Source organism: Nonomuraea sp. KM88, assembly GCF_052245635.1.
Classification (GTDB): Bacteria; Actinomycetota; Actinomycetes; order Streptosporangiales; family Streptosporangiaceae; genus Nonomuraea.
Genome location: NZ_JBQQCC010000003.1, coordinates 745,161 through 768,956 on the forward strand (window position 1 = coordinate 745,161; position 23,796 = coordinate 768,956).

Annotated in this window: 28 protein-coding genes and 1 pseudogene; 10 read left to right on the plus strand and 19 right to left on the minus strand. The window is 71.9% G+C overall.

The window, feature by feature from the left end; genetic code table 11:
- Positions 1-84: 84 nt before the first annotated feature.
- Complete coding sequence (locus tag ACTWPV_RS13105) at positions 85-1,269, plus strand: RNA-guided endonuclease InsQ/TnpB family protein (protein ID WP_443151948.1); 1,185 nt, start codon at positions 85-87, stop codon at positions 1,267-1,269.
- 45 nt (positions 1,270-1,314) lie between these two features.
- Positions 1,315-1,833, plus strand: a pseudogene (locus tag ACTWPV_RS13110) (hydantoinase B/oxoprolinase family protein); the annotation flags it as partial.
- Here the strand turns inward: ACTWPV_RS13110 and ACTWPV_RS13115 are convergent.
- From ACTWPV_RS13115 to ACTWPV_RS13145, 7 genes are all read right to left on the minus strand, one after another.
- A complete protein-coding gene (locus tag ACTWPV_RS13115) occupies positions 1,823-2,434 on the minus strand; it encodes a Uma2 family endonuclease (RefSeq protein ID WP_443151949.1) in 612 nt (203 codons plus the stop codon). The pseudogene ACTWPV_RS13110 and the gene ACTWPV_RS13115 overlap by 11 nt on opposite strands.
- 63 nt (positions 2,435-2,497) lie before the next feature.
- Complete coding sequence (locus ACTWPV_RS13120) at positions 2,498-3,148, minus strand: adenosylcobinamide amidohydrolase (protein ID WP_443151950.1); 651 nt, start codon at positions 3,146-3,148, stop codon at positions 2,498-2,500.
- Positions 3,145-3,918, minus strand: coding sequence for an ABC transporter ATP-binding protein (locus ACTWPV_RS13125; protein ID WP_443151951.1), 774 nt, complete (start codon positions 3,916-3,918; stop codon positions 3,145-3,147). Before ACTWPV_RS13125 ends, ACTWPV_RS13120 begins: the two co-directional genes overlap by 4 nt.
- On the minus strand, positions 3,915-4,949 hold the full coding sequence (locus ACTWPV_RS13130) for a FecCD family ABC transporter permease (RefSeq protein ID WP_347642492.1): 1,035 nt from the start codon (positions 4,947-4,949) through the stop codon (positions 3,915-3,917). The genes ACTWPV_RS13125 and ACTWPV_RS13130 overlap by 4 nt, the downstream gene beginning before the upstream one ends.
- A gap of 2 nt (positions 4,950-4,951) precedes the next feature.
- Positions 4,952-5,680 (minus strand): ABC transporter substrate-binding protein, encoded by a 729-nt coding sequence (locus ACTWPV_RS13135; protein ID WP_443151980.1) that lies wholly within the window; start codon positions 5,678-5,680, stop codon positions 4,952-4,954.
- A 12-nt stretch (positions 5,681-5,692) separates the two neighbouring features.
- On the minus strand, positions 5,693-5,917 hold the full coding sequence (locus ACTWPV_RS13140) for a hypothetical protein (protein WP_443151952.1): 225 nt from the start codon (positions 5,915-5,917) through the stop codon (positions 5,693-5,695).
- A gap of 199 nt (positions 5,918-6,116) precedes the next feature.
- Positions 6,117-6,974, minus strand: a complete 858-nt coding sequence (locus ACTWPV_RS13145) for a Gfo/Idh/MocA family protein (RefSeq protein ID WP_347642490.1) — start codon at positions 6,972-6,974, stop codon at positions 6,117-6,119.
- 183 nt (positions 6,975-7,157) lie between these two features.
- Between ACTWPV_RS13145 and ACTWPV_RS13150 the strand changes: the two genes are divergently transcribed.
- Entirely contained in the window at positions 7,158-7,757 is a 600-nt protein-coding gene (locus ACTWPV_RS13150; RefSeq protein WP_443151981.1) for a histidine phosphatase family protein, read from the plus strand.
- On the opposite strand, the gene ACTWPV_RS13155 is transcribed toward ACTWPV_RS13150, so the two are convergent.
- The 3 genes from ACTWPV_RS13155 to ACTWPV_RS13165 form a co-directional block, all read right to left on the minus strand.
- Positions 7,714-8,031 carry a hypothetical protein gene (locus ACTWPV_RS13155; protein WP_443151953.1) on the minus strand — a complete coding sequence of 106 codons (318 nt, stop codon included), beginning with the start codon at positions 8,029-8,031 and terminating at the stop codon, positions 7,714-7,716. The genes ACTWPV_RS13150 and ACTWPV_RS13155 overlap by 44 nt on opposite strands.
- A gap of 88 nt (positions 8,032-8,119) precedes the next feature.
- Positions 8,120-8,356 carry a DUF397 domain-containing protein gene (locus ACTWPV_RS13160; RefSeq protein ID WP_347776197.1) on the minus strand — a complete coding sequence of 79 codons (237 nt, stop codon included), beginning with the start codon at positions 8,354-8,356 and terminating at the stop codon, positions 8,120-8,122.
- Positions 8,357-9,178, minus strand: coding sequence for a helix-turn-helix domain-containing protein (locus tag ACTWPV_RS13165; protein ID WP_443151982.1), 822 nt, complete (start codon positions 9,176-9,178; stop codon positions 8,357-8,359).
- A gap of 220 nt (positions 9,179-9,398) precedes the next feature.
- Between ACTWPV_RS13165 and ACTWPV_RS13170 the strand changes: the two genes are divergently transcribed.
- Together ACTWPV_RS13170 and ACTWPV_RS13175 are read left to right on the plus strand one after the other, a co-directional pair.
- Positions 9,399-9,902 carry an ATP-binding protein gene (locus ACTWPV_RS13170; RefSeq protein WP_132605034.1) on the plus strand — a complete coding sequence of 168 codons (504 nt, stop codon included), beginning with the start codon at positions 9,399-9,401 and terminating at the stop codon, positions 9,900-9,902.
- An 80-nt stretch (positions 9,903-9,982) separates the two neighbouring features.
- Positions 9,983-12,412, plus strand: coding sequence for a helicase-associated domain-containing protein (locus tag ACTWPV_RS13175; RefSeq protein ID WP_443151954.1), 2,430 nt, complete (start codon positions 9,983-9,985; stop codon positions 12,410-12,412).
- 100 nt (positions 12,413-12,512) lie between these two features.
- On the opposite strand, the gene ACTWPV_RS13180 is transcribed toward ACTWPV_RS13175, so the two are convergent.
- From ACTWPV_RS13180 to ACTWPV_RS13190, 3 genes are read right to left on the minus strand one after another with little or no spacing between them, the layout of a single operon-like run.
- Positions 12,513-13,313 (minus strand): ABC transporter ATP-binding protein, encoded by an 801-nt coding sequence (locus tag ACTWPV_RS13180; RefSeq protein ID WP_443151955.1) that lies wholly within the window; start codon positions 13,311-13,313, stop codon positions 12,513-12,515.
- Positions 13,314-13,345: 32 nt separating this feature from the next.
- Positions 13,346-14,353, minus strand: coding sequence for a FecCD family ABC transporter permease (locus ACTWPV_RS13185; protein WP_443151956.1), 1,008 nt, complete (start codon positions 14,351-14,353; stop codon positions 13,346-13,348).
- Complete coding sequence (locus ACTWPV_RS13190; protein ID WP_443151957.1) at positions 14,350-15,423, minus strand: FecCD family ABC transporter permease; 1,074 nt, start codon at positions 15,421-15,423, stop codon at positions 14,350-14,352. Before ACTWPV_RS13190 ends, ACTWPV_RS13185 begins: the two co-directional genes overlap by 4 nt.
- 87 nt (positions 15,424-15,510) lie before the next feature.
- Between ACTWPV_RS13190 and ACTWPV_RS13195 the strand changes: the two genes are divergently transcribed.
- Positions 15,511-16,518: an ABC transporter substrate-binding protein gene (locus tag ACTWPV_RS13195; protein ID WP_443151958.1), complete on the plus strand. Its 1,008-nt coding sequence runs from the start codon at positions 15,511-15,513 to the stop codon at positions 16,516-16,518.
- Positions 16,519-16,530: 12 nt separating this feature from the next.
- Here ACTWPV_RS13195 and ACTWPV_RS13200 read toward each other — a convergent pair whose 3' ends face one another.
- Together ACTWPV_RS13200 and ACTWPV_RS13205 are read right to left on the minus strand one after the other, a co-directional pair.
- Positions 16,531-17,784, minus strand: coding sequence for an ArgE/DapE family deacylase (locus tag ACTWPV_RS13200; protein WP_443151959.1), 1,254 nt, complete (start codon positions 17,782-17,784; stop codon positions 16,531-16,533).
- 60 nt (positions 17,785-17,844) lie between these two features.
- A complete protein-coding gene (locus ACTWPV_RS13205; protein WP_443151960.1) occupies positions 17,845-18,405 on the minus strand; it encodes a DUF1349 domain-containing protein in 561 nt (186 codons plus the stop codon).
- A 101-nt stretch (positions 18,406-18,506) separates the two neighbouring features.
- On the opposite strand from ACTWPV_RS13205, the gene ACTWPV_RS13210 reads away from it, so the two are divergent.
- Complete coding sequence (locus ACTWPV_RS13210) at positions 18,507-18,827, plus strand: GroES family chaperonin (protein WP_181958388.1); 321 nt, start codon at positions 18,507-18,509, stop codon at positions 18,825-18,827.
- Here the strand turns inward: ACTWPV_RS13210 and ACTWPV_RS13215 are convergent.
- Together ACTWPV_RS13215 and ACTWPV_RS13220 are read right to left on the minus strand one after the other, a co-directional pair.
- A complete protein-coding gene (locus ACTWPV_RS13215) occupies positions 18,822-19,796 on the minus strand; it encodes a TolB family protein (RefSeq protein WP_443151961.1) in 975 nt (324 codons plus the stop codon). The two genes, ACTWPV_RS13210 and ACTWPV_RS13215, sit on opposite strands and share 6 nt — an antisense overlap.
- 47 nt (positions 19,797-19,843) lie before the next feature.
- On the minus strand, positions 19,844-20,305 hold the full coding sequence (locus tag ACTWPV_RS13220) for a TIGR02611 family protein (protein WP_443151962.1): 462 nt from the start codon (positions 20,303-20,305) through the stop codon (positions 19,844-19,846).
- Positions 20,306-20,453: 148 nt separating this feature from the next.
- On the opposite strand from ACTWPV_RS13220, the gene ACTWPV_RS13225 reads away from it, so the two are divergent.
- Genes ACTWPV_RS13225 through ACTWPV_RS13235 form a run of 3 tightly spaced genes read left to right on the plus strand, consistent with a single transcriptional unit; the run spans position 20,454 to position 22,440 of the window.
- Positions 20,454-21,374 (plus strand): phosphotriesterase family protein, encoded by a 921-nt coding sequence (locus ACTWPV_RS13225; protein WP_443151963.1) that lies wholly within the window; start codon positions 20,454-20,456, stop codon positions 21,372-21,374.
- A gap of 34 nt (positions 21,375-21,408) precedes the next feature.
- Entirely contained in the window at positions 21,409-21,804 is a 396-nt protein-coding gene (locus ACTWPV_RS13230; RefSeq protein WP_347642477.1) for a PPOX class F420-dependent oxidoreductase, read from the plus strand.
- Between the two features lie 9 nt (positions 21,805-21,813).
- Complete coding sequence (locus ACTWPV_RS13235; protein ID WP_443151964.1) at positions 21,814-22,440, plus strand: AAA family ATPase; 627 nt, start codon at positions 21,814-21,816, stop codon at positions 22,438-22,440.
- Here the strand turns inward: ACTWPV_RS13235 and ACTWPV_RS13240 are convergent.
- Both ACTWPV_RS13240 and ACTWPV_RS13245 read right to left on the minus strand, forming a co-directional pair.
- Complete coding sequence (locus ACTWPV_RS13240) at positions 22,422-23,204, minus strand: putative hydro-lyase (RefSeq protein ID WP_443151965.1); 783 nt, start codon at positions 23,202-23,204, stop codon at positions 22,422-22,424. The genes ACTWPV_RS13235 and ACTWPV_RS13240 overlap by 19 nt on opposite strands.
- A 109-nt stretch (positions 23,205-23,313) precedes the next feature.
- On the minus strand, positions 23,314-23,733 hold the full coding sequence (locus ACTWPV_RS13245) for a winged helix-turn-helix transcriptional regulator (protein WP_443151966.1): 420 nt from the start codon (positions 23,731-23,733) through the stop codon (positions 23,314-23,316).
- Between the last annotated feature and the right edge of the window lie 63 nt (positions 23,734-23,796).

Consider the following 23,796-nt stretch of genomic DNA (forward strand, 5'->3'; position numbering starts at 1 on the left):
CGCATCACGGATGTCCTTCCTGATTTTGTCGGCGCCAGCCGATATTGTGGTGGTGTCATTACCGAGCGTAATGGGGGGTGGGGTGTGCGCAGGTCGTTCCGATTCCTGCTGCGCCCCACCGCCCGGCAGGCGGCGGCGCTCGCGGCGTGCCTGGAGGACCACCGCCAGCTCTACAACGCCGCCTTGGAGCACCGCCGCACCGCCTACGCCAGGGCGGGGGTGAGCGTCCGGTACGGCGATCAGTCGGCCGAGTTGAAACACATCCGGGGTGATGACCCGGACGGGCAGGGGTGTTGGTCGTTCTCCTCGCAGCAGGCCACCCTGCGACGGCTCGACAAGGCGTTCACCGCGTTCTTCAAGCGGGTCCGCGCGGGTCGCACCCCGGGCTTCCCCCGGTTCAAGGGGCGCGGCCGGTTCGACACGGTCGAGTGGCCGAAGGACGGCGACGGCTGCCGGTGGAACTCCCAGCCCGAGCACCCCACAGCCACCTACGTGCGGCTCCAGGGCATCGGGCACGTCCGCGTCCACCGGCACCGGCCCGTGCGCGGCCAGGTGAAGACGATCAGCGTCAAGCGCGAGGGCTTTCGCTGGTTCGTGGTCCTGTCGTGCGACGAGGTGCCCGCCGAGTCCTTCCCCGTCACCGGCGCGGTCGCGGGGATCGACATGGGTGTGGCGTCGCTCGTCACGACCAGCGACGGACAGCATCTGATCAACCCCCGCCACCTGGCCGCGTCCGCCGGCCGGCTGGCCGCCGCGCAGCGGGCTCTGGCCCGCAAGAGTCGGGGCTCCGTGCGGCGGCGCAAGGCGGTGGCCCGCGTGGCCGCGCTGCACGCCAGGGTGCGCAGGCAACGTCTGGACGGCGCGCACAAGGCCGCGCTCGCCCTGGTCCGCACCTATGACGTGATCGTGCACGAGGACCTGCGGATCGCGAACATGACCCGCTCGGCGTCCGGCACGATCCAAACCCCCGGCCGCAACGTCGCCGCCAAGTCCGCCCTCAACCGGAGCATCGCCGACGCGGGCTGGGGGGTGTTCCTGACGATCCTCGCGCACAAGGCTGAAAGCGCCGGTCGCAAGCTGATCGCGGTGAACCCCGCCGGCACCTCCCGCACCTGCTCGCACTGCGGGCACAGCGCACGGGAGAACCGCGCCACCCAGGCCGACTTCGCCTGCACGGCGTGCGGGCATGCCGCGCACGCCGACGTCAACGCGGCGATCAACATCCTCAGGGCAGGGCTTGCCCTTCGCCAGGCTGCGCAAGCGGCTTAGCGAGAAGCCGCTCCCTTCAGGGAGCGGAGGAGTCACCTCTCGTACGACTTCGGCGAGCGAGGCGTGGGCGCCCGGCGGGGCCTGGACGGGCCGGACGCGACGGGCGTGCACTTCGGGATCGGCCGCAACTCGGTGCCGCAGGCGGAGCCGGTGGAGAGCCGCTGCCCGCTGATCGTCGAGTCGGTCGAGACGATCCCCGACTCGGGTGGCCCGGGACGCCACAGGGGCGGACTGGGATCGCGGACCGTCTACCGCTTCCTGGCCGAGTGCCACGTCACCACCCGCGGCGACCGGCTCCGGCTGCCGCCGCCGGGCCGCGACGGCGGCCTGCCGGGGCGGCTGGGCGGGTTCTTCAAGCGTCATCCGGACGGGACCGTGGAGCGCCTGGCGTCGAAGGTCAACAACGTGCGGTTCGCGGCGGGCGAGGCGTTCATCGTGGAGACCACGGGCGGGGGCGGCATCGGCCCGCCGGGCGAGCGGGACAGGGAGGCGATCCTGGCCGACCTCGACGAGAGGCGCGTCACCCCTCGAGGAGCGGCCGAGGACTACGGGTTCACCCTCTGAGGCGCATCAACTGGGCGGGATCGAAGGTCACGGAGAAGGGCGCCGACAGGGTGACCAGGTTTCCCGCCTTGTGCACGGCGGGTCCCGCGTAGGTGCGACCGTCGAGTTCGTAGACGTAGATTCTCGGCCCTTCCATGGGCTCGATCCGCCAGTAGAGGGGAATGCCCGCTTCCGCGTACGCCTCCACCTTGGCCGCTCTGTCGACGGACTTGCTGCTCGGGCTGACCACCTCGACCGCGAGGAGCAGATCGCCGGGAGAGTACATCAGGTCCACCCCGTCGGACACTTCCTCGGGGACGACGACGAGGTCGGGTATGTAGAAGTTGTCGCTGCTGTGGCCAACGTTGACCGTGGTCAGGCACTCCAGTTCGGGCGGGGCCGCGCTCTGGAGGATGATCATCAGCCGGGTGATCACACGCTGGTGCAGGGGGGTGGGGGCAGGGCTCACTAGTAGGCTCCCGTTGAAGAGCTCGTATCGGTTCCCGTCGTCGGGGAACTCGAGCAGGTCGTCGACGGTGAACGGCGGCGCACCCGGGAGAACCGTGCGCCTCGTGGTCGGCTCCTGCGCGGCCGTTCCGCTCTTCGGTTCGATCGTCGCCATTGCGGTCACCCACCCAGTATCGGGAGTCACGCCCTCGCCCACATGCTACTTCCCCGGAGAACATCACTTTGAGTGATGGCGGCACCACGCTTCGGCGCCGCTCAGGACCGCCTGGTGCACCGCGCGCGCCACGCGCGCCCCCCACTCCGAGCGCGGCCCGCCGAACACCTCGCGCGGCCCGCCGGCGGGCACATCGGCGGGCACCACCACGCAGACCGCGTCGGAGGCCGTGCCCGTGCAGGGGAACCCGGCCTCGATGAGCGCCTGCGTCTTCGCCTCGGTGACCGTCATGACCGTGTTGACCAGCGCGGCGTCCGTCATCGCCACCGGCAGCACGGTGACGATGTTGACCGTGCCCACCCGCATGGGCGCGAGCTCGGGATCCTCGGTGCCTTCCGGCGCGGCGGCCCACGTGGGCACCCGCAGCCCGACGGTGGCCACCGCCTCCACTCCACCGTCCGCGGCGCGCGTGTAGCGGTCGACGGACGCGGCGGTCATCATCCCGACCCCGTCACCCGGGGGGCCTAACGACCGCAGGTGCTCGGCGGGGTCCATCCGCGCGTAGCCGGCCACGACCTGCGCGTTCAGCACCCACGCGCGGGTCCCGATCCCGCCGCCCAGCATCGCGGAGGAGATCATCCGCCACCCGGGCCCGAACTCCCACAGCAGCGACCCGAGCCGGGCGTCCTCCTCCACGCGGTACGTCAGCTTCACGGTCCTCCCCTGACCAGATGCACGACGGGCTGCCCGTCGGGCCCGGGCTCGATCTTGACCTGGGCGTCGAAGTGCCGTCCCACCAGCGCCTCGGTCAGCACCTGGGCGGGCTTGCCCGCGGCCACCGCGCGGCCCCCGGCCATGAGGAGCAGGGAGTCGGCGTAGAGCCCCGCCACGGTCAGGTCGTGCAGGGTGGTGACGACGGTCAGCCCGTCGGCCCTGCGCAGGCGGTCGACCAGCTCCAGCACCTGCTGCTGGTGCCCGAGGTCGAGCGCCGTCGTCGGCTCGTCGAGCAGCAGCACGGGCGCCTCCTGGGCGAGCGCCCTGGCCAGCACGACGCGCTGCCGCTCCCCGCCGGACAGCTCGCCGACGCGGCGGGTGGCCAGCCCCGTCAGGTCGAGCCGGTCGAGCACGGAGGTGGTGACCCGCCGGTCGTGCCCGCTCTCCCTCCCGAGGTAGGGGATGTACGGGGTGCGCCCGAGCAGCGCGTAGTCGAAGACCGACATGTCGGGCGGCAGGGCCGGCGACTGCGGCGCGTACGCCACCAGCCTGGCCCGCGCGCGGGGCTTGAGCGCGGCGGCCGGCCGGGAGTCGATCGTGACCTCGCCCCGGTGCGCGACCAGTCCCATGACCGCTTTGAGCAGCGTGGACTTGCCGGCGCCGTTGGGCCCGATGATGGCCAGCCATTCGCCGCGGCGCACGTCGAGGCCGACGTCCGCGACGACGTCGCGCCCGCCGAGCAGCACGGAGACGGCGCTGACCCCGATCATGTGGCCGCCCGCCTGGTCACGCGCAGGATGCCGACGAAGAACGGCGCTCCCACGAACATGGTCACCACGCCGATCGGCAGCTCGGCGGGCGCCAGCACTGTGCGCGCGACCAGGTCGGCCAGCACCAGGAAGGCCGCGCCGCCGATCAGCGAGAGCGGCAGCACGCTCCGGTACGAGCCGCCCGCCAGCCGTCTCACGACGTGCGGGACGACGATGCCCACGAACCCGATCAGCCCGCTCACCGCCACGGCCGATGCGGTGGCCAGCGACGCCGCCAGCAACACCGTGAAACGCACCCTCGCCGCGCGCACCCCGAGGCTGGTGGCCTCCTCGTCGCCCACGGACAACACGTCGAGCATCCTCCCGTGCAGCAGGAGCAGGACGGCGGAGACGGCGCCGTACGGCAGGACCAGCCAGAGCTGGTCCCACCCGCCGCCGACGTCGCCGAGGATCCAGGAGTAGATGCGCTGCAGCTCCTCGACATTGAGCTGCTGGACGAACGTCTGGATCGCGGTCAGGAACGACGTGACCGCCACTCCGGCCAGCACCAGCGTGGCGGTGCCGCCCGCGCGCCCGGCGGCGTTGCCGAGCGTGTACGCCAGGAAGACGCCGCCCACGGCCCCGGCGAAGGCCGCGATCGGCACGCTGCCCTCCGCGGCGGGCAGCAGCACGATGGCCGCGGTCGCCGCGAGCCCCGCGCCGGCGGCCGCGCCCAGCAGGTAGGGGTCCGCGAGCGGGTTGCGGAACACGCCCTGGTACCCCGCCCCCGCCATGGCCAGCAGCCCGCCGACCACGGCGGCGACCAGGACCCGGGGCAGCCGCAGCTCGAACAGCAGCCCCTGCTCGACGGGGGCGAGCCCGGAGTCGACGCGGACGAGCGGCAGCCAGTCCGCGACCTGCAGCACGACCTGCCACGGCGAGATGTCGGCGGCACCGTCGAGCAGCCCGGCGACCATGGTGGCGGCCAGCACGCCCAGGGCGCTCGCCACCCAGGCGGGTCTGGCCCTGGACGGGCGGGCCTGCGTGGTCACGGTCAGCTCGTGCCGTTCCCCGCGCCCGCTTCGGTCACGGCTGCGCCGATCGCCTCGGCCAGGTCGACGACGCGTGGCCCCCAGCGGGAGGCGATGTCGTCGTCGAGCTGGATCACCTGGTCGTTCTTGAGCGCCGCCAGGTTCTTCCATCCGGGCCGCTTGGCCAGCGTCTCCTTGCTCTGCCCGCAACACTTGACGTCCGCCAGGAAGATCAGGTCAGGATCGGCCTGGGCGACGAACTCGGCGGAGAGCTTGGGGTAGCCGCCCGCGGACGCGGGCGCCTTGTCGGCGATGTTGGTGAGGCCGAAGATGCCGTAGATCTGGCCGATGAACGTCTTCGACGTCGCGGCGTACGGCGTCTGGTCCAGCTCGTGGTAGTAGGTGAGCTTCGTGTCCTTCGGCGCCTCGGCGGCCAGCTTGTCCATGGCCGTCTTCATGCCGGAGACGACCTCCTCGGCCTTGGCCTTGTTGCCGGTGGCGGCGCCGAGCTCGAGGATCTCCTCGTACGTGTCGTCGAGCTTGGTGGCCGCGGGCTGCACCAGGACGGGCACGTTCACCTTGCCCAGCTCGGCGACGATCTTGTTGAGGTCGTCGGAGACGACGACCAGGTCGGGCTTCTCGGCCACGATGGCCTCGACGTTGGGCTCGAAGCCCGACAGGTCGGTCTTGGGGGCCTCCGGCGGGTAGTTCGACTGGTTGTCCACGGCGACGACCTGGGGGCCCGCGCCGATGGCGAAGAGCGTCTAGGTGTGGGTGGCCGACAGCGAGACGATGCGCTCCGGCTTCTTGCCGATGGTGACCTGGCCGTTGCCGGCCTCGATCGTGACGGGGAACTCTCCCGAGGGGGCGGCGGGGGCCGAGGACGCGGGGGCGGAGGAGGGGGTGGCTGTCGTGCCGGCCTGGCCGCAGCCGGCCAGGACGAGCGTTCCCAGCAGCGCGCCCGCGAAGGCCGTTCGTACGGGCCTCACGAGTAGTCCTTTCACACTGTCGGAACCGAGAGACCCGCATGGAGCGACGGATCACCCTTTTCCACGAGGGCTGATGACGTCGGCGCAGCGGCAGGCGACCTGGCTATGACAGTTGCGGGACAGCGCCGGATTCGCACCGGACTTCGCTGCAACGCTGCGCGTCGGACAAACGCTATCAATCCCCCGATGGCGCCGGGCGTCAAGGGGCCAGTTGGGCCTCCGCCTCGGCGATGATCCGCTGGAGCCGGAGCCCGTGGGCGGCGTCGAGCGGGTGCCCGCCGCCGTCGCGCACGGTCTCCGCGAACTCCGCGGCCACGTTCTCGAGGGGGTCGTCGTCGAACGGCAGCAGCACGGCGTTGCCGGTGCGGCCGTACACGGCGAACGACGACGGGGGCAGGTCGCCGACGGCGGTCATGCACAGGGACGCCTCGCTGACGGCGCCGTTCTCGTGCTCCAGCAGCAGCCCGGTCCAGCCGAGGGGGTGGCCGTGCGCGCGCACGCCGGTCACCCGGCCGAGCGCGGCGTCCAGCAGGTCGATGACGTGCGGACCGACGTCCAGGAGCGCGCCGCGTTCGAGCCGCCACGGGGTGGCGAAGTGGTGGTCGCCGAGGAGGGCGCCGGAGATGTTGGCGGCGTGGCCGCCGAACGCCTCGATCTCGGCGCACCGGGCGAGGAAGATGCGGGTCTGGGTGGCGTACCGCATGGTGAGCACCATCTGGGAGGCGACGCCCGCCTCCGCCACGGCGCCGGCCAGACGCTCGGCGGCTTCGAGCGAGTCGGCCAGCGGCTTCTCCAGCAGCAGCGCCTTGCCCGCGCGGGCCGCGCGGACGCCGATCTCGGCTTGGACGGCGGGCGGCACGCAGAACGCGACGGCCTCGCAGGCGTCGAACAGGTCCTCCACCCGCTCGAACACCGGCGCGCCGAACCTGGCCGCCGCTTCCGGCCTGCGGGCCCACACCCCGGCCAGCCGCGTGTGCGGCCCTCTGGCCAGCATCGGCGCGTGCGCCAGCTCCGCCCACGGCCCCGCTCCGACCAGCCCGACCGCCACCGGCTCCATGCGCCCCTCCTCGACCTATACAAAACCCGCGATATTGGACATTTAACCCTCCAGTAGCGTTCTTACGCTCCCATATCACCCTGAAAACGACGCGCGCCGCTATATCCGGACGTCACAACCGTGCCTGCGCGCGCTCGCCACCTGGCGCCGGGCCGCGACAAGCCGTACCGGATGATGGACAGCATGGACGAGATGTTGCTGCTCCGGCACGGCGCGACAGAGTGGAGCCAGGCAGGCAAGCACACCGGCCGCACCGACCTGCCGCTGACCGGCGACGGCGAGGAGCAGGCCAGGGCGCTGGCGCCGCTGGTCAAGGGGCGCGAGTTCGGCCTCGTGCTGGTCTCGCCCGCCCAGCGCGCGCGGCGCACGGCGGACCTGGCCGGGCTCGACGGCTACCGGGTGGACGCCGACCTGTGGGAGTGGGACTACGGCGGCTACGAGGGCATCACCACGCCCGAGATCCGCGAGAGCCGCCCCGGGTGGTACCTGTGGCGCGACGGCGTGATCCCCGGCGACGCCGAGCACCCGGGGGAGAGCGCCGCGGAGGTCGCCGCCCGCGCCGACCGGGTGATCGAACGGGCGCGCGCCGCGCGGGGACGGGTGGCGCTGGTGGCGCACGGCCACTTCCTGCGCGTCCTGGCCGCCCGCTGGCTGGGGCTCGGCCCCGCGGAGGGGCGGCTGTTCAGGCTCGACACGGGCACGTACTCGCGGCTCGGCTTCGAGCACGCCGAGCCGGTGCTCATGACGTGGAACGCCCCGGCCGGCTGCCTCCCGGCGTCCTGACCGCGCCCGGCTCGCCGTCGGCCGGCTCCGGGGAAGGTCGCGGGCCGCGCCCGGTGAGCCACTCCAGGACCCTGCGGTGCCCGGCGGCGGCGTCCTCGAAATGGCCCCAGTGCCAGTACCGCGGCTGGTCGCGGATGCCGGTCACCCAGGTCCGGTAGGAGACGGAGGCGCCCGCGGTGGCGGGAGCCACGCCGTAGGTGCGGATCACGACCTTGCCGCCCGGCGCGAACAACACGTCGTCGGCGATCGGGTACCACGTCATCTGGTCGAGCATGACCCCGATCCTCACCCCGGCGGGAGGCGGGGCGGTTACACCTCCGGCTCGCCCCCGTTAAGCGGGCGAGCCGCAGGTGAACACGGTGTTACACGAGCAGTCCGTCGAACTCTCCGTCCTTCACCCCGAGCACCAGGGCCCGGATCTCGTCGCGGGTATAGATGAGGGCAGGGCCGTCGGGGAAACGCGAGTTGCGCACCGCGATCCCTCCGTCGGGAAGCTCCGCGAGCTCCACGCAGTTGCCCTGCGAGTTGCTGTAGTGGCTCTTGCGCCAGGCGACCTGGGTCAGGTCCGCCGCGGGCATGCCGTTGTAGGTCTGGTTCATCTACATCTTTCTGAGAAGACCGCCGATGAGCTCGACGGTGCCCCCTGGCGTGGTGCTCTCCACGCACAGTTGCTCCATTGCCGTGAGATACGGATCGATGTCCTCACGCTTGTCCAGGTACAGGGCACCCCAGAGCTGCTCGACGTAGACAACGTCCGACAAGTCGGACTCGGGAAACCGCAAGATGCTGAACGCGCCCCCTTCAGCGGCATGTTTGCCGAACCTGAAGGGCATCACCTGAAGGGTGATGTTGGGAAGGGCAGCGACTTCCAGCAGATGCTGGAGCTGCTCGGCCATGACCTCCCGCCCGCCGATGGTCCTCTTGAGCGCCGCTTCGTCGACGACGGCCCACAGCCGGGGCCCGTCCTTCTGCGTGAAGCGCTCCTGGCGTTGCATGCGCATGTGCACGCGGCGCTCGATTCTCTCCAGACTCGCATCGGGGTTGCCGAGCTGGAAGACCGAACGCGCGTACGCGGCCGTCTGCAGCAGGCCCGGCACGAACTGCACCTCATAAGTGCGGATCACGCTGGCGGCCTCCTCCAAGCCCACGTACGTGGTGAACCACGTCGGCAACTCCGCCGAGTACTTGTGCCACCACCCGGGGGTGTTGGCCTCGCGAACCATTTCCAGTAGGGCACGGCGCTCGGCATCGTCGACGACGCCGTACAGGGTGAGCAGGTCTTCCACGTCACGTGTCTTGAAGCCGACGCGCCCGAGCTCCATGCGGCTGATCTTGGACTCGGACGCCCGGATGTGAAATCCGGCCTGAGCACGGTCCAGGCCGCTGGTTTCACGCAGGCGCCTGAGACTCGCCCCCAGCATGATGCGCCGAACGGTCGAGCCGGAACCGGGCGGATCAATGGACACGTGCCGCTCCTTGGTCGTTTCCTTGCGACTCAGTCTGTCACTTCACAGCCCAAAGATCATGGGCCGCGGACAAGATCCCCTTTCCCCCATATTGACCTTTTGGGAAACCGTAGCGCGTGCACGCGTAGTCTGCACGTGCATTCGCTCTTGCAGTTGCACGAGAGTTTGACGCAGAATGATCTACGTGCAATCCACCACGGCGCCCGGCCAGTGGACGACGTTCGATTGGTGGCCTCCGGTCGGCTGGTGGCCGGAGGCGGCCCGCGATCTGCTGGCCCCTGGCCCGTCGACGAGCGCCACGTTCGTGCTGCCGCCCACCGCCTCCTCGGTCCACTCGGCCCGCAGCTTCGGCGCCGGCGTCCTGACCGGCTGGGGGCTGACCGAACTCATCGAGAACATGGAACTGGTGGTCTCCGAGCTGGCCACCAACGCCCTCCGCCACGGCCTCTGCCTCGACGACCCACGCCGCGAACGCGCCGTCCACATGTCCCTGGTGCGCCGCGGGCCGCTCGTGACCAGCGCGTTCACCGATCCAGGGTCATCGGTGCCGGTGCTGCGATACCCTGGCCCCCTTGACACCGGTGGCCTCGGACTCCACATCGTCGAATCACTCAGCCTCCGCTGGGGCTGGTCCGCACTCGCACCTCACGGAAAGATCGTCTGGGCAGTCCTCTCCTGACCGGGGGTGATCTGCATTACCGTGGATGGTCATGGCTCACGGTGAGTCCCTTGCGCGCGACCCCATGAGAGTGCTGACAGATGGAAGATCACCTGCTCGGCTGGCTGCGAACACTAGAGGAAGACCGGCTCGGCCGCGTCCTGGCCAACAGGCCTGACGCCATCGCCGCGCCCTGGCCCCGGCGGCTCGACACCCTGGCCCAGCGACTGGGCAACGGCTTCGCCGTCATGGAGACCCTGCGAAGGCTCCCGCTCCCCTGCCTGCAACTGGCCGAGGTGGCCCTGGCCATGAGCCGTCCCACGGCCGACCGGCTGGCGACATTCGTCGACGCCCGGGTCGACGACGTGACCCCCTGGCTCGAACACCTCTACGACCACGCGCTGGCCTGGCCCGGCGACGACGGCGTGATCCATCTGGCCGAGGGCGTGACGCGCTGGTGGTCGGCGCCGCTGAGCCTGGGCGAGCCGCTCGACCACTACCTCAACTCCTGGACGATCAGCAACGACGCGCTGCACGCGCTGGCCCGCAACCTCGGCCTGCCCGCGCAGGGCAACAAACGCCGCGCGATCGCCCGCGTCACCGAGGCGCTCGGCGACGGCGAGCGGGTGCGGGCGATGTTGCCCGAGGCCCCCAAGGGCACCGTCCCGCTGCTCGACCGGTTCGCGTGGGAGGGCCCCACGCTCAACGTCGACGGAGGCCGCTTCGTCATCCCCGGCACGCCGGAGAAGTGGTGCGCCGACCACGGCTTGTTGTTCCGGCCGAGCTGGCACGTCGCCGAGATCCCCCGCGAGGTGGCGATCTGCCTGCGCGGCCCTGGCTACCACCCGCCCTACATGCCCGAGTCGCCCGAGGTGGCCACCATCCCGGTCGACCCCGAAGAGGTCGACCACCTGATGACGCTGGCCGCGCCGCACGTGGTGGAGCGGTGCGCGGCCCTGCTGGACAACACCGCGAAGACGCCGCTGCCGCTGCTCAAGACCGGCGGCGTGGGCGTGCGCGAGGTGCGCAGGATCGCCAAGGAGACCGGCTGCGACGAGGACGAGACGCGGCTGCTGCTGGAGATCTGCGCGGTCGCCAGGCTGCTGGCCTGGGACGAGCAGTCCGGCGGCATGATCCCCACCGAACGCTACGACCGGTGGCGGCTCGACGAGGGCTCGGCCAGGCTCAGGGTGCTGCTGTCGGCGTGGTGGCGCATGGAGCGCTCGTCGCTGCGCAGGGTCGACGGCAAGTACGGCACCGTGCTCGGCGACGACCCCACCGGCAGCGCGGTGGCCAGGGTTCGCCGGGCCGTGCTGTCGGTGCTGGCCCATCTGCCCGCCGGCACGGCGTTCGCCGGCCGCGACAGCCTCATGGGCAGCGTGCACTGGCACGCGCCGCTGATCGATTTGGAGTTGCTGCGGGAGTGCGCCCCCGCCGTGCTCGACGAGGCCAGGCTGCTGGGGCTGCTGGCCAACAACGCGCTCACCGACCTGGGCCGCGCGCTGGCGGGCCTGACCGCCAGGCCGGGCGACGAGAACGACGCCGCCGTGCCCATGGTCGAGCACGACCCGGTGCTGTCCGAGGCGGCCACGAGGGCGCTGGCGAGCGTCCGCAGGAGCGCCCTGTTCGGCCCCGACCTCACCGCGGTCGTGACCGGCCCGCCGTCGGCCGAGCTGGCGGAGCTGCTCGACCGGACCGCCGAGCGCGAGTCGCGGGGCGCCGCCTCGGTGTGGCGGTTCACCACGGAGAGCGTGCGCCGCGCGCTCGACCGCGGCCACGAGCCCGACGAGCTGCTCGACGAGCTGGCCGGGGTCGGCACCATCCCCCAGCCGCTGGAATACCTCGTGCGCGACACCGCGCGCCGGCACGGCGAGGTGACGGTCACCACGGTCGGCTGCGTCGTCCAGGCCGCCGACCCGACGCTGCTGGCCGAGATCGCCGCCCACCGGCGGCTGGGCAAGCTGGGCCTGCGGCTGCTCGCCCCCACGGTGCTCGTCAGCGCCGCGCCCGCCGAGCGCACCCTCGCCGCGCTGCGCGAGGTCGGCTACTCCCCCGTGCCCGTGGCCGACACCGGCGAGATCACCATCCACCGGGCCGGGTCCACCCACCTGGACGAGCCGCACAACGGCAAGCTGATCCTGCTGCCCGGCGGCCAGGTGGCCGAGCTGTCCGACTTCACCGGCATCACCGAACTCGAAGCGCCCCCCTACATGCTGGCCGAGCCGCCGCCCGACCCCTTCGAGCACGCCCGCCGCCTGATCGTCGCCAGCCGGGCCGACGGCGGCTCGAGCGGCCGCACCTGGGCGGTCATCGGCCGGATGGCCACCAGGCTGCCGACGGCCCAGCAGTCGTTGCTCGGCTTCGTGGTCGACCGCGGCGTGCGCGCCGGCATCACCCTCACCGACGGGCTGACCGCCACGATCAGCCACGGCGAGCTCAAGGGCGGCGCGCTCGACGCGTGGTGCGAGGAGGCGGGCGACTACCTGGAGTTCCCCCTTGCCGAGATCGTCGAGGTCAGAGGCGCGCACTGACGGTGCGCGCCCTGCGGCCGCAGGCGCGCCGGGCAGAGGCGGTGCAGAGGCGGTGGCGAAAGGCGGCGCGCCTGGTGGAGGCGGCGGCCGATGGCGCCTGTCAGGCGGAGGCGGTGACGCGGCGGCGGGCCTCCGGGACGATCAGCGGCGTGGCCGTCTGCGGGTCCTGGATGATCTCGCAGCGCAGGTCGAACACCTGCCGCACCAGCTCCGGCGTGACGACGTCGCCCGGCTCCCCCTCGGCGACGATCTCGCCGCCGCGCATCACGATCAGGTGGGTCGCGTAGCGGCAGGCCTGGTTCAGGTCGTGCAGCACGGCCACCATGGTCCGCCCGGCCTCGTGCAGGTCGGCGCAGAGGTCGAGCACCTCGATCTGGTGGGAGATGTCCAGGAACGTGGTCGGCTCGTCCAGCAGCAGGATCGGCGTCTCCTGCGCCAGCGCCATGGCCAGCCACACCCGCTGCCGCTGGCCTCCCGACAGCTCGTCCACGATCCGGTCGCCTAGCTCGGTCACGTCTGTGGCGCGCATGGCCTCGGTCACCGCCCTCTCGTCGGCCTTCGACCACTGCCGCATGAGCCCCTGGTGCGGGTAGCGGCCGCGGGCCACCAGGTCGGCCACGGTGATGCCGTCGGGCACGATCGAGGTCTGCGGCAGCAGGCCGAGCCGCCTGGCCACCTCCTTCGACGGCAGAGAGGTGATGACGCTCCCGTCGAGGTGCACGGCGCCCGTCCTGGGCTTGAGCATCCTGGCCAGCGCCCGTAGCAGGGTGGACTTGCCGCAGGCGTTCGGACCGATGATCACGGTGAAGGACTCGTCGGGGATCGACACGTTCAGGCCCGTGGCCACGACGCGCTGGTCGTACGCGAGGGTGAGGCTGGTGCCGGACAGGCGGGAGGCCATCAGCGGAGATCCTTTCGCCGGGGCGGTGGCCATCAGTGGCGGTCCTTTCGCAGGAGCAGGACGAGGTAGGTGCCGCCGATGGCGGCGGTCAGCACGCCGACGGGCAGCTGCGTGGGCGCCAGCAGCCGCTGCGCGGCCAGGTCGGCGGCGGTCAGCAGGACGGCGCCGGTCAGCGCCGAGGTGCCCATCGTCACGCCCGGCGAGCGGGTGAGCCGCCGGGCGAGCTGGGGCGCGGCGAGCGCGACGAAGATGACGGGGCCCGCCGCGGCCGTGGCCACCCCGGACAGCAGCACCCCCGCGGCGATGGCCACCGCGCGCACGGCCTCGACCCTGATCCCCATGGCCCTGGCCGCGTCGTCACCCATCTCGATCATCCGCATGGGCCGCGACACGTACGCGCTCACGGGCAGCAGCACGGCCAGCGCCAGCGCCACGGGCCCCGCGTGGTCCCAGCCGCGCCCGCTCAGGCTGCCCGTCAGCCAGGCGCCCGCGGTGGCGGCGTCGTTGATGTTCGCCCGGGTCAGCAGGTACGAGTTGACCGCGAGCAGCAACGCGTTCGCCCCGATGCCGACCAGCACCAGCCGGTAGCCCTGCACGCCGCCCCGGTAGGCCAGCGCGTAGACCAGCACGGCGGTGACCACGCACCCCGCCAGGGCGCCGCCGGCGATCGTCATGGCGGAGCCGCCGGCGACCACCGCGATGATGCCGCCGGTCGACGCCCCGGCCGTGAAGCCGATGAAGTCGGGGCTGCCCAGCGGGTTCCTGGTGAGGCTCTGGAAGATCGCGCCGCTCAGCCCGAACGCCGCCCCCACCAGCAGCCCCGTCACCACCCGCGGGGCGCGGAGCTTGCCGACGATCAGCTCGGCGACGGGCGTGCCCTGGCCGAAGACCGCGGTGACGATTTCCGGTACGGGCACCGTGTACTCGCCCGTCGCCAGGGCCGCCACGCTCACCGCGCAGGCGAGCACGACCAGCGCGGCGCCGACGAGCAGGGCGCGGGGCGCGAGCCGTACGGACCAGGATCCGACGCGGATGGTCACAGCGCCGCCACCCGCCTCCGCCTGGCCAGCATGATGAAGATCGGCGCGCCGATCACCGCCCACACGATGCCCACCTGGACCTCTCCCGGCCGCGCGATGAGCCGGCCCGCCACGTCGGCGGCCAGCAGCAGCACGGGCGCGGCCAGCGCCGAGTACGGCAGCACCCACCGCTGGTCGGGCCCCACCACCGCGCGCACGGCGTGCGGCACGATCAGCCCGACGAACCACAGCGGCCCCGCGGCGGCGGTGGCCGCGCCGCACAGCAGCGTGACGGCGACCCCGGTGAGGATCCTGGTGCGGTTGACGGCGACGCCGAGCGCCCTGCCCGCGTCGTCGCCGAGGGCGAGCGTGTTGAGCGGCCGGGCCAGCATCAGGCCGAGCACCAGGCCGGCGGCCATGAACGGCGCCAGCCGCGCCAGCGTGTCGGCCGTCTGCCCGGCCAGCGAGCCGGTCAGCCAGAACCGCATGCGGTCGAAGGTCTGGGAGTCCATGCGCAGGATGGCCGAGGCGATCGCCGTGCACACCATGCCGAACGCGACGCCCGCGAGCGTCAGGCGTACCGGGCTGGAGCCCGAGCGGCCGGAGGAGGCGAGGGCGTAGACGGCGGCGGAGGCCAGCGCCGCCCCGCCGAACGCGAACCACACGTAGACGGCGGGGTCGGAGAGCCCGAACAGGCCGAGCGCCAGCGTGACGCCGAGCGCGGCGCCTTCGTTGATGCCCAGGAGCCCGGGGTCGGCGAGCGGGTTGCGGGTCAGGCTCTGCATGAGCGCGCCCGCCAGCCCCAGGGTGGCGCCCACGCCGATGCCGAGCAGCGTGCGCGGGACGCGCAGCTCGCGGATGACCGTGTGGTCGTTGGAACCGTCGGGGGCCAGGAAGGCGTCGATCACGGTGCCGAACGACACGCCGCGCGCTCCCAGCGCCACGCTGGCCATCGCCATCAGTGCGAGCACCCCCACCGCGACGACCAGCCCGGTGGCCAGGATCGCGGGCCGCCCTTTGCGGTCGCGGGCGGCGCTCGCCTCCTCACCGGCCCCGGCGACCGGTACGGCCGTGTCTTCAGCCGGACGCACCCGGCCCCCTCTCGTAGCAGTCAAACTTAGGCAAGGCTAATCTAATGGCCTGTAAACAAGGCAAGCCCAACCACGGAGGAGATGCAGATGTCGGGACCCGTACTGCCGCGCAGGGGTTTCCTGTCGGCCACGGCAGGCCTCGCGGCGGCCCTGACACTCGCGGCGTGCGGAGGCGGCACGGAGACGGCCCCCACCGCGGCGGGCTCCTCCGCGCCGGCCGGCCAGGGCTGGTCGTTCACCGACGACCGCGGCAAGAAGCTGAAGCTGGCCCGGCCACCTGCCAGGATCGTCGCCCAGGTGGGCTCGGCCGCGGCTCTGTGGGACTTCGGCGTGCGCCCTATCGCCGTCTTCGGCCCGCACAAGCTCAAGGACGGCACCAAGGACCCGCAGGTCGGCAACGTCGACATCACCAAGGTCGAGGGCCTGGGCAACGTGTGGGACGAGTTCAACGTCGAGAAGTACATCTCCCTCCAGCCCGAACTCCTGGTCAGCAGCATGTACGTCAAGGGCACCCTCTGGTACGTGCCCGAGAAGTCCAAGGACACCGTCGAGCAGGTCGCCCCGACCGCGGGCATCATGCTCACCGGCAGGAGCGCCACCGAGGTGATCGGCACGTACGAGGAGCTGGCCACGTCGCTCGGCGCGGACATGTCGGGCGTGCCCGAGGCCAAGGCCCGCATGGAGGCCGCCACCGAGGAGCTCGCGCGGTCCAAGGAACTCAAGATCCTCATGATGTCCGGCGGCCCCGACCAGATGTGGGTGGTCAACCCGCCCGAATATCCGGACATCGTGCACCTCACTGCGGCCGGGCTCGACGTCGTCACGCCGTCGAAGGTGGACGACGGCGGCTTCTTCCAGACCTTGAGCTGGGAGAACGCCGACACCTACGACGCCGACGTGATCCTCTACGACACGCGCACCCAGTCGCTCAAGCCGGAGGAGATGCTGAAGAAGCCCACCTTCGCCAAGCTGCCCGCGGTCGAGGCTGGCCAGTTCTACCCGTGGCGCGCGGAGGTGCCCTTCAGCTACCAGGGCTATGCGGCGTTCCTCGAGGAGCTGGTGGCCAACCTGAAGAAGGCCCGCCCGCTCGGCTAGCCCCGCCGGGGGTCAGCGCGCTCCGCAGCGGCGCACCGCGAGCAGGGCCAGCGCGCGCGTGACGTCCAGCAGCTCGCCCAGCGCGACCTGCTCCCTGGGGGCGTGCGCGAACCGCACGTCTCCGGGTCCGTAGTGCAGCGTCGGGATGCCGCCCGCCGCGTAGAGACGCAGGTCGCTGCCGTACGGCGCCGCCGACTCCACCGGCACGGCGCCCGTCGTGTCGGCGACCGCCCGGCTCACCTCGCCGAGCAGCTCGTGCCCCGCGGGCAGCCGGCCGCTGGCGAACTGCCCGCCCGGCCACGTCACCACCGGCGGGTTGGCCCGCAGCCAGGGGTGCGCGACCTGCGCGACCGTCTCCTCGAACACCGCCCGCGCCGCGGCCGGGTCCTCGTCCAGCCGCACCCCGAGCCGCCCCTCCGCGACCAGCAGGTCGGGCACGGTGCTGGCCCAGTCTCCCGCGCGCACGGTGCCGATCTCGATCGGGTACGGCAGCGCGGTGCCGCGGAACAGCCCGGGCACGTCGTTGTTGCGCGCCGCCTCCAGCCGCCTGATCGCCTCGAACACCGGCCAGAACACCTCGACCGCGTTGACGCCCTCCTGGCGGGTGGCGCCGTGGGCGGCCAGCCCGGCGATCTCCAGCCGGAACGTCAGCGCGCCCGCGTTGGCGGTGATGACCGCGCCGCTGGTCGGCTCGCTGATGACCGCGGCCTCGGCCGTGTGACCCCTGGCCAGGGTGGCGAACGCGCCCAGCCCGCCGTCCTCCTCGCTGATCACGCAGTGCACGGCCAGCGGCCTGACCAGCCGGATCCCGGCCCGGTGGATCGCCCTGGCCACGGCCAGGTTGGCGACGAGCCCGGCCTTCATGTCGCACGCGCCCCTGCCGTGCAGCACGTCACCGCTGATCCTGGCGGCGAACGGGTCGCTGCCCTCCCACTTGGCGAGGTCGCCGGTGGGGACCACGTCGACGTGACCTTGGAGCGCCAGCGCGGGGACGCCCTCCCCCTCGGTCACGGCCACGACGCCGTACCCCTCGGTTCGCGGGGCCTCGGTGCCGGGGAAACCGGGGCGGTCGCCGAGCTCGGCGAGGTCCAGCTTCCACACGTCCACGTCCATGCCCGTGCCGGCGAGCAGGCGGGCGTAGTGGTGCTGCAGGTCGGACTCGGCGTCGGTGCCGGTGACGCTGGGGACCCTGACGGCTTCCGCCAGCAGGTTGACCGTCTCCGCCGTGTCGATGGCGTCGAGTACGCGGGCTTCTACGTCGTGCACGCTGCATTGTCGCATGCCGCCCGTGTTGCCTCGTTCGGGGTGTTCGTCCGCGGGCGGCGTTCAGCAGCCCTCGGCCCGCACGTCGCTGAAGCGCACGGCGAAGCCCTTGCCCGCGGGGGCGGCGGCCATGGCGCCGGCCATCGCGGGCCGGCCCGGCGGGAAGTGCGCCAGGCGGAGCATGGTCTCCGGCGGGTCGCCGTCGAGACCGTAACGCACGGTGACCGCGTCGCCTGCGCGCTCGAGCGTGACCGTCACCCGCTGCGCCGCGCGTCCGAGCGGGAGCACCGACCAGTCGGAGAACTCCCTGGTCACGACCGTGCTGAGGTGGAAGCCGCCGTCGACGTATTCCACGCCGGCCTTGATCCAGTGCTGCTCGTCGATCCGCAGCACGGCGCCCGCCTGGTCGTACTGCTCGGCGTAGTCACCGGTGAACGTGACGGAGAGCAGCAGGTCGCCGGGCAGGGTGCGGCCGAACATGTGGGCGCTGTCGTAGGTGTAGCCGTAGTGGGTCCGGCGCCACATGTCGGTGGCGGGATCGCAGAAGAGCCTCAAGCCGTCGTCGGCGGTCCATTCGCGGGGAGGGTTGAGCCATTGCCAACCGGTCCCGAAGGCCATGATCATGACGTGATCCTGCCACGATCCGGGCGCCCCGGTAAGCGCCCCCGTGGCGGGCGGCGGCCGACCTGGAAATCGGGCGTCCGGCGGATCGTAAACTTGGGCCTGTGGAAGAGCCCAAGTTCGAGATTCAGATGCTGCACGACCGGGTCATGATCAGCATGGAGCAGGAGGCCGGGGAGCGGCGCAGCGGCTCCGGGATCGTCATCCCCGCGACGGTCAAGATGGCCAACCGCCTGGCCTGGGGCGAGGTCTGCGGCGTCGGCACGAACGTGCGCTCGGTCAAGGTCGGCGACAAGGTACTGTTCAACCCGGAGGACCAGTCCGAGGTCGAGGTGCACGCGCGGGTCTACCTGGTGATGCGCGAGCGCGACCTGCACGCGGTGGCCACCCAGGAGACCGACCACGGCACCGGCCTCTATCTATGACGCCGGCGACGTCCTGACGAAGGAGAGCCAGAGGTCGGCGTCCCACGTCCTCGCGGGCACGTCGGCCAGCACGCGGGTGACCTTGCCCTTGAGGTCGAGCACCGCCAGGCGATAGGCGTCCTCGTGCGCGAGGACGCCGATGACGTGCTCGTCGTCCCACCAGCCCCACACCGCGCGCGGCGCCGCGCCGACCCGTGCGGCGACCTTTCCCGTGGCGGAGTCGATCAGGCAGAGCTGCTCCCGGAAACGCTCGGGGCACCACGTGGCCAGCCGCTTGCCGGATGGGGAGAAGGCGTCCTCAGGGCCGGTCGGCGGGCCCGCGTCCGCGTACGTGCGCATGACCGCGCCGTCGGACGCCCGATAGACGCGCAGGCCGGCGCCGTGCCTGGACACGAGCCGGCCGTCGGGGCTCCACCAGAAGCCGGCGTTCGCGCTCAGGCCCGCGATCCTGACCGTGCGGGCGGTCTTGGCGGCCACGTCCACGACCGCGAAGCCGAGCACCCGCCACGTGCCGCTCACCTTCTGCTCGACCGTGAGCGCGACCTTCCTGCCGTCGCGGGACCAGGAGGCGTAGGAGGCGGTCATGGGTTTCTTGACCGTGCGGATCGTGGTGGTCTCGCCGGTGGCGCGGTCGGTGACGAGGAGCGCGTCGTGGCCGGATCGGTACGCCCTGGGCACCCCCGCCGCCAGCCGTCCGCCGGGCGAGACCGACACCTCGGAGAGGGTCTTCTGCCGGGCGAAGGCGTTGCCGGTGGCGGATCTCAGATAGGTGTCCCGGGTGCCGAGGCCGTAGGCCGTGAGCCGTACGGGATCGCCCGCTTTTTCGCGATATTTCATGCCGCCTGTGCCGGGAAGCTCCAGGTCTGCCCGTACGGCTGCCGGTGCGGGCAGGGACGCGGCCGGCGTGGGCGACGCCGCGATGGGGGTGGGAAACGTCAGGGACAGCGCGATGGCGATGGTGGCGATCACGCCCGCAGAATAGGCACGAATCCGCGGGTTTTCCGGCGTGATGCCGACTAGGTATGCACGTAGTTCAGCGCGAACCCGATGACGTCGAAGCCGACCGTGCGCAGGCCGAGATAGACGATCAGACCCGCTGCGGCCAGGGTCACGGCGAGCACCACGATGCGCACCGTCCAGCCCTGCCGTTTGTACCACTCCGTCCAGGCGTGCAACACGCGCTTGCCGAACTCCAGCAGCTTGTGCGCCCAGTGGAACTCCGTGGCCAGCACCGCCAGCCCGGCGAAAACGACCAGCCACCCCGGCCCGGGGAACGGCACCATGATCAGCCCTCCGACCACCATGACCGTCCCGATCACGCCGACCACGATCTTCAGCGTCAGCGCGCCCGTACGGGTCGAGCGGATGCCGTCCAGCCAGCCGTGGATCCCCCTGCGCCGACCAGGCATGCCGGACCGATCGGCGGCCCCCCGCTTGATCACGTCGGCGTCGCCGGTGTCGGAGCTCTGAATCGTCACATTTCCCCCCGGCAGTCGGTGTGCCCCCCAGGATACGGTGCTGCCCTCAGCCACACTTGCAGACGGCTAGCAAATCACCAAACCCGCAAACGGGTAAAATCTCCTGCTAGAGCAGGCTCTCACCGGCAAATATCGGTTAATGTCTGCTATGCCCGACGTATTGCTCCGCACTGTCACCGGCCCTGTACGCGCGGCCTCCATCGAGGGCGCCGTGCTCCCCCATGAACACCTGCGCACCGACATGCGCTGGGCGGTCGGCATCGACTCCGACCCGCACCGGTGGCTCGACGAGGAGCCCTCCGTCACCGCGGAGCTGCGCGAGCTGCGGCAGTCCGGCGGGCTCTCCCTGGCGGTCGACCTGACGTGCCTGGGCATGGGCCGCGACGCCGGCACCCTGGCCAGGGTCGCGGCGGGCAGCCGGGTGGCCGTGATCGCCTCGACCGGCCTGTTCGCCGAGCCGTACACGACCGTCGGCGACGCCGACGTGGACGCGCTCACCGGCCTGCTCATGGAGGAGATCTCCAGCGGCGTGGACGGCACGGGCGTCTTCCCCGGCGTGATCGGCGAGGTCGGCTGCTGGGGCGCCGAACCCACCCCCCGGGAGGAACGGTTCCTGGTCGCCGCGGCCCGCGCCTCGCTCCGCTCGCGCCTGCCGGTCGCCACGCACGGCAGGAACGCCCTGTCGGTGCTGGAGATCCTGCTCGGCCAGAACCTGCCGGGTTCCCGGGTCGCCGTCGGTTATGCGGGCGCCGAGCCGGCCGCCGCCAGGAAGATCGCCGAAGCGGGCGCGTACGTGAGCCTCGGCACTCTCGGGCTCGCCCGGCGGCACGGCCCCGACCAGGCGGCCAGGATCGCGCTCGGCCTGATCGAGGACGGGCTCGCGGACCGCCTCCTCCTCAGCACCGGGCTGAGCCGGGTGGCGCAGACGCGCAAGTACGGCGGGCCCGGCTACGCCCACCTCTTCCACGACCTGCTGCCGCGCCTGCGCGACGCGGGCACCGGCGAGGACACCCTCCGCCTGATCACCCACGACAACCCGCTGCGCTGGCTGACCTCTGGGCTTACTTGACCTCCACCTATGTCAAGGTTGCAGACTGATGTGCATGATCTTCACGCAAGCGGAACTCGACTACCTGTCCACCCAGCACCTCGGCCGCCTGGCCACGGTCGCGCCCGACGGGCAGGTGCAGAACAGCCCGACCGGGTTCTTCGTCGACGCGGCCACCGGAACGATCACCATCGGCGGGCACGCCCTCGGGAAGTCGAAGAAGTTCAGGAACATCCAGGCGGGCAGCACGGTCGCGTTCGTCGTGGACGACCTGGCCACGGTGGATCCCTGGGTGCCGCGGGGCATCGAGATCCGCGGCACCGCCGAGGCCCTGACGGACCACGAGCCCCCCGTGGCGTTCTTCTCGAGGGAGATCATCCGGATCACTCCCACCAAGATCATCTCGTGGGGTGTGGACGGGGCGCGGAAGAGCCGTACGGTGCGCCCCTAAGCTGATCGTATGGCTTCGGTGTGGGTGGTCAGCGGGCCGCCGGGCGCGGGCAAGTCCTCGGTGGCCGCCGCGCTGCTCGCCCGGCTCGACCCGGTGCCCGCCCTGCTCGACAAGGACACCGTCTACGGTGACTTCGTGGCGCGGGTCCTGCGCGGCCACGGCAGGCCCGACGGCGAGCGCGAGGGCCCCTGGTACGACGAGAACGTCAAGCGCTTCGAATACGCCGGCCTGACCAGGACCGCCAGGCAGATCCGCGGTCACGGCTGCCCGGTGCTGCTCGACGGCCCGTTCACCACGCAGGTGCACGACGCGGCGCGGTGGGCGGAGTGGGTGGCGGAGCTGGGCGGGCCGCCGGTGCGGCTGCTGTGGGTCCGGTCCGACGGCGCGACGCTGCGCGAGCGCCTCACGGCCCGGGGGTTCGCGCGCGACGCGGGCAAGCTGGCGGCGTTCGACGCCTACCTGCGCGACATCCGGGTGGACGAGCCGCCCGTCGTGCCCCACCTGGAGATCGACAACCGCCGGGGCGCGCCGCCGATCGCCGAACAGCTCGCGGCGGCGGGGATATCGGCCTCGCGTTCCGGAGATCACGGGGTCACCCGATGGCGGACGGAGGGAAATCAGGAGGCGACCCGATAGTCGTCGTCCCGCGCGTCCATGATCGCCATGTGCCCCGGCAGGTGGCCGATCGCGTACTCGACCCCGCTGGCCATCACCGCCGCCTGGGGCGTCACGCCGCACGCCCAGAACACCGGCGTCTCCCCCGCCCGCACCTCCACGGGGTCGCCGAAGTCGGGGCTGGCCAGGTCGCCGATCCCGAGCGCCGCGGGATCGCCCACGTGCACGGGCCCGCCGTGCACCATCGGATAGCGGCCGCTCACCTCGACGGCGGTCCTCACCCGTTCCTCCGGCACCGGACGCATCGAGACGACCAGCGGCCCGGACAGGCTGCCGACGGCCTGGCAGGGGATGCCGGTGACGTACATCGGCACGTTCGTCCCCAGCTCCAGGTGCCGCACCGGCACCCCGGCGGCCAGCAGCGCCCGTTCGAAGGTGAAGCTGCAGCCGATGAGGAACGGCACCAGGTCGTCGCGCCACTCGGCCACCACGTCGTCGAGGTCGGCGACCGCCGCGCCGTCGCGGTAGAGCCGGTAGCCGGGCAGGTCGGTACGCAGGTCCCCGGGGAACAGGCGGGTGGACCAGGCCCCCGGCTCACCCACGTCGAGGACCGGGCACGCCTGCGGGTTGAGGTGGGCGAACAGCAGCAGGTCGTAGCCCAGCCGCTCGGGCACGGCGATGAGGTTGGCCTGCGTCCAGCCCCGGCACCAGCCCGCGGTGGGCACCCGCTCGCCGGCGCGGAAGCGCTCTCGCGCCTGCTCGGGACTCAGGTCGGCGACGTCCACCTCTTGACGTTATGACCCCCGCGCACCTCGGTCCATCACCGCGCTCGCCACGTGATGTGGTGAGTTCCGGGGTGGCGGGTGGCGGTGCGGCTAGTGTGAACCTCCTCGGCTACGCTCCGCTCGCCGCCTCGACCGGCTCCTTGGCCCGCTCGTCGTAGGCCTCGCGGGCGGCGAGCACCTGGTCGGCGTGCTCGCCGGCCCACACGCCGATGGCCCGCAGGACGTCGACGGCGCTGCGGCCCAGGGCGGTGAGCTCGTAGTCGACCCGGGGCGGGATCGTCGGGTAGACGGTGCGGGTGACCAGGCCGTCGCGTTCGAGGGTGCGCAACGTCTGGGACAACATCTTCTGCGTGATGCCGTCGAGCATTCTGCGCAACTCGCTGAACCGCCTCGGGCCGTCGAGCAGCGCGCCCATGACGAGCCCCGCCCACTTGCCGGTGAAGATGTCGAGCACCGTGCGGGGCTTGCACGCCTGGAGGAACGCGTCAGCGCCGCCGAACCGCCGGAGGTCAGGGAACCTGGTATCCATGAGGTACCTCAATACCAAACAGGTGCCTTCTTCACAAGGGATACCGTGGGCGACCAGCATTAC

What these genes read in the sequence shown, in the direction of transcription:
- ACTWPV_RS13195 (WP_443151958.1), top strand. Translation starts at nt 15,511, where the DNA reads ATGTCGGGACCCGTACTGCCGCGCAGGGGTTTCCTGTCGGCCACGGCA.
- ACTWPV_RS13165 (WP_443151982.1), bottom strand. Translation starts at nt 9,178, where the DNA reads ATGCTGGGGGCGAGTCTCAGGCGCCTGCGTGAAACCAGCGGCCTGGAC.
- ACTWPV_RS13145 (WP_347642490.1), bottom strand. Translation starts at nt 6,974, where the DNA reads ATGGAGCCGGTGGCGGTCGGGCTGGTCGGAGCGGGGCCGTGGGCGGAG.
- ACTWPV_RS13160 (WP_347776197.1), bottom strand. Translation starts at nt 8,356, where the DNA reads ATGAACCAGACCTACAACGGCATGCCCGCGGCGGACCTGACCCAGGTC.
- ACTWPV_RS13230 (WP_347642477.1), top strand. Translation starts at nt 21,409, where the DNA reads ATGATCTTCACGCAAGCGGAACTCGACTACCTGTCCACCCAGCACCTC.
- ACTWPV_RS13235 (WP_443151964.1), top strand. Translation starts at nt 21,814, where the DNA reads ATGGCTTCGGTGTGGGTGGTCAGCGGGCCGCCGGGCGCGGGCAAGTCC.
- ACTWPV_RS13170 (WP_132605034.1), top strand. Translation starts at nt 9,399, where the DNA reads ATGATCTACGTGCAATCCACCACGGCGCCCGGCCAGTGGACGACGTTC.
- ACTWPV_RS13180 (WP_443151955.1), bottom strand. Translation starts at nt 13,313, where the DNA reads ATGGCCTCCCGCCTGTCCGGCACCAGCCTCACCCTCGCGTACGACCAG.
- ACTWPV_RS13175 (WP_443151954.1), top strand. Translation starts at nt 9,983, where the DNA reads ATGGAAGATCACCTGCTCGGCTGGCTGCGAACACTAGAGGAAGACCGG.
- ACTWPV_RS13245 (WP_443151966.1), bottom strand. Translation starts at nt 23,733, where the DNA reads ATGGATACCAGGTTCCCTGACCTCCGGCGGTTCGGCGGCGCTGACGCG.
- ACTWPV_RS13150 (WP_443151981.1), top strand. Translation starts at nt 7,158, where the DNA reads ATGGACGAGATGTTGCTGCTCCGGCACGGCGCGACAGAGTGGAGCCAG.
- ACTWPV_RS13155 (WP_443151953.1), bottom strand. Translation starts at nt 8,031, where the DNA reads ATGCTCGACCAGATGACGTGGTACCCGATCGCCGACGACGTGTTGTTC.
- ACTWPV_RS13225 (WP_443151963.1), top strand. Translation starts at nt 20,454, where the DNA reads ATGCCCGACGTATTGCTCCGCACTGTCACCGGCCCTGTACGCGCGGCC.
- ACTWPV_RS13115 (WP_443151949.1), bottom strand. Translation starts at nt 2,434, where the DNA reads ATGGCGACGATCGAACCGAAGAGCGGAACGGCCGCGCAGGAGCCGACC.
- ACTWPV_RS13205 (WP_443151960.1), bottom strand. Translation starts at nt 18,405, where the DNA reads ATGATCATGGCCTTCGGGACCGGTTGGCAATGGCTCAACCCTCCCCGC.
- ACTWPV_RS13125 (WP_443151951.1), bottom strand. Translation starts at nt 3,918, where the DNA reads ATGATCGGGGTCAGCGCCGTCTCCGTGCTGCTCGGCGGGCGCGACGTC.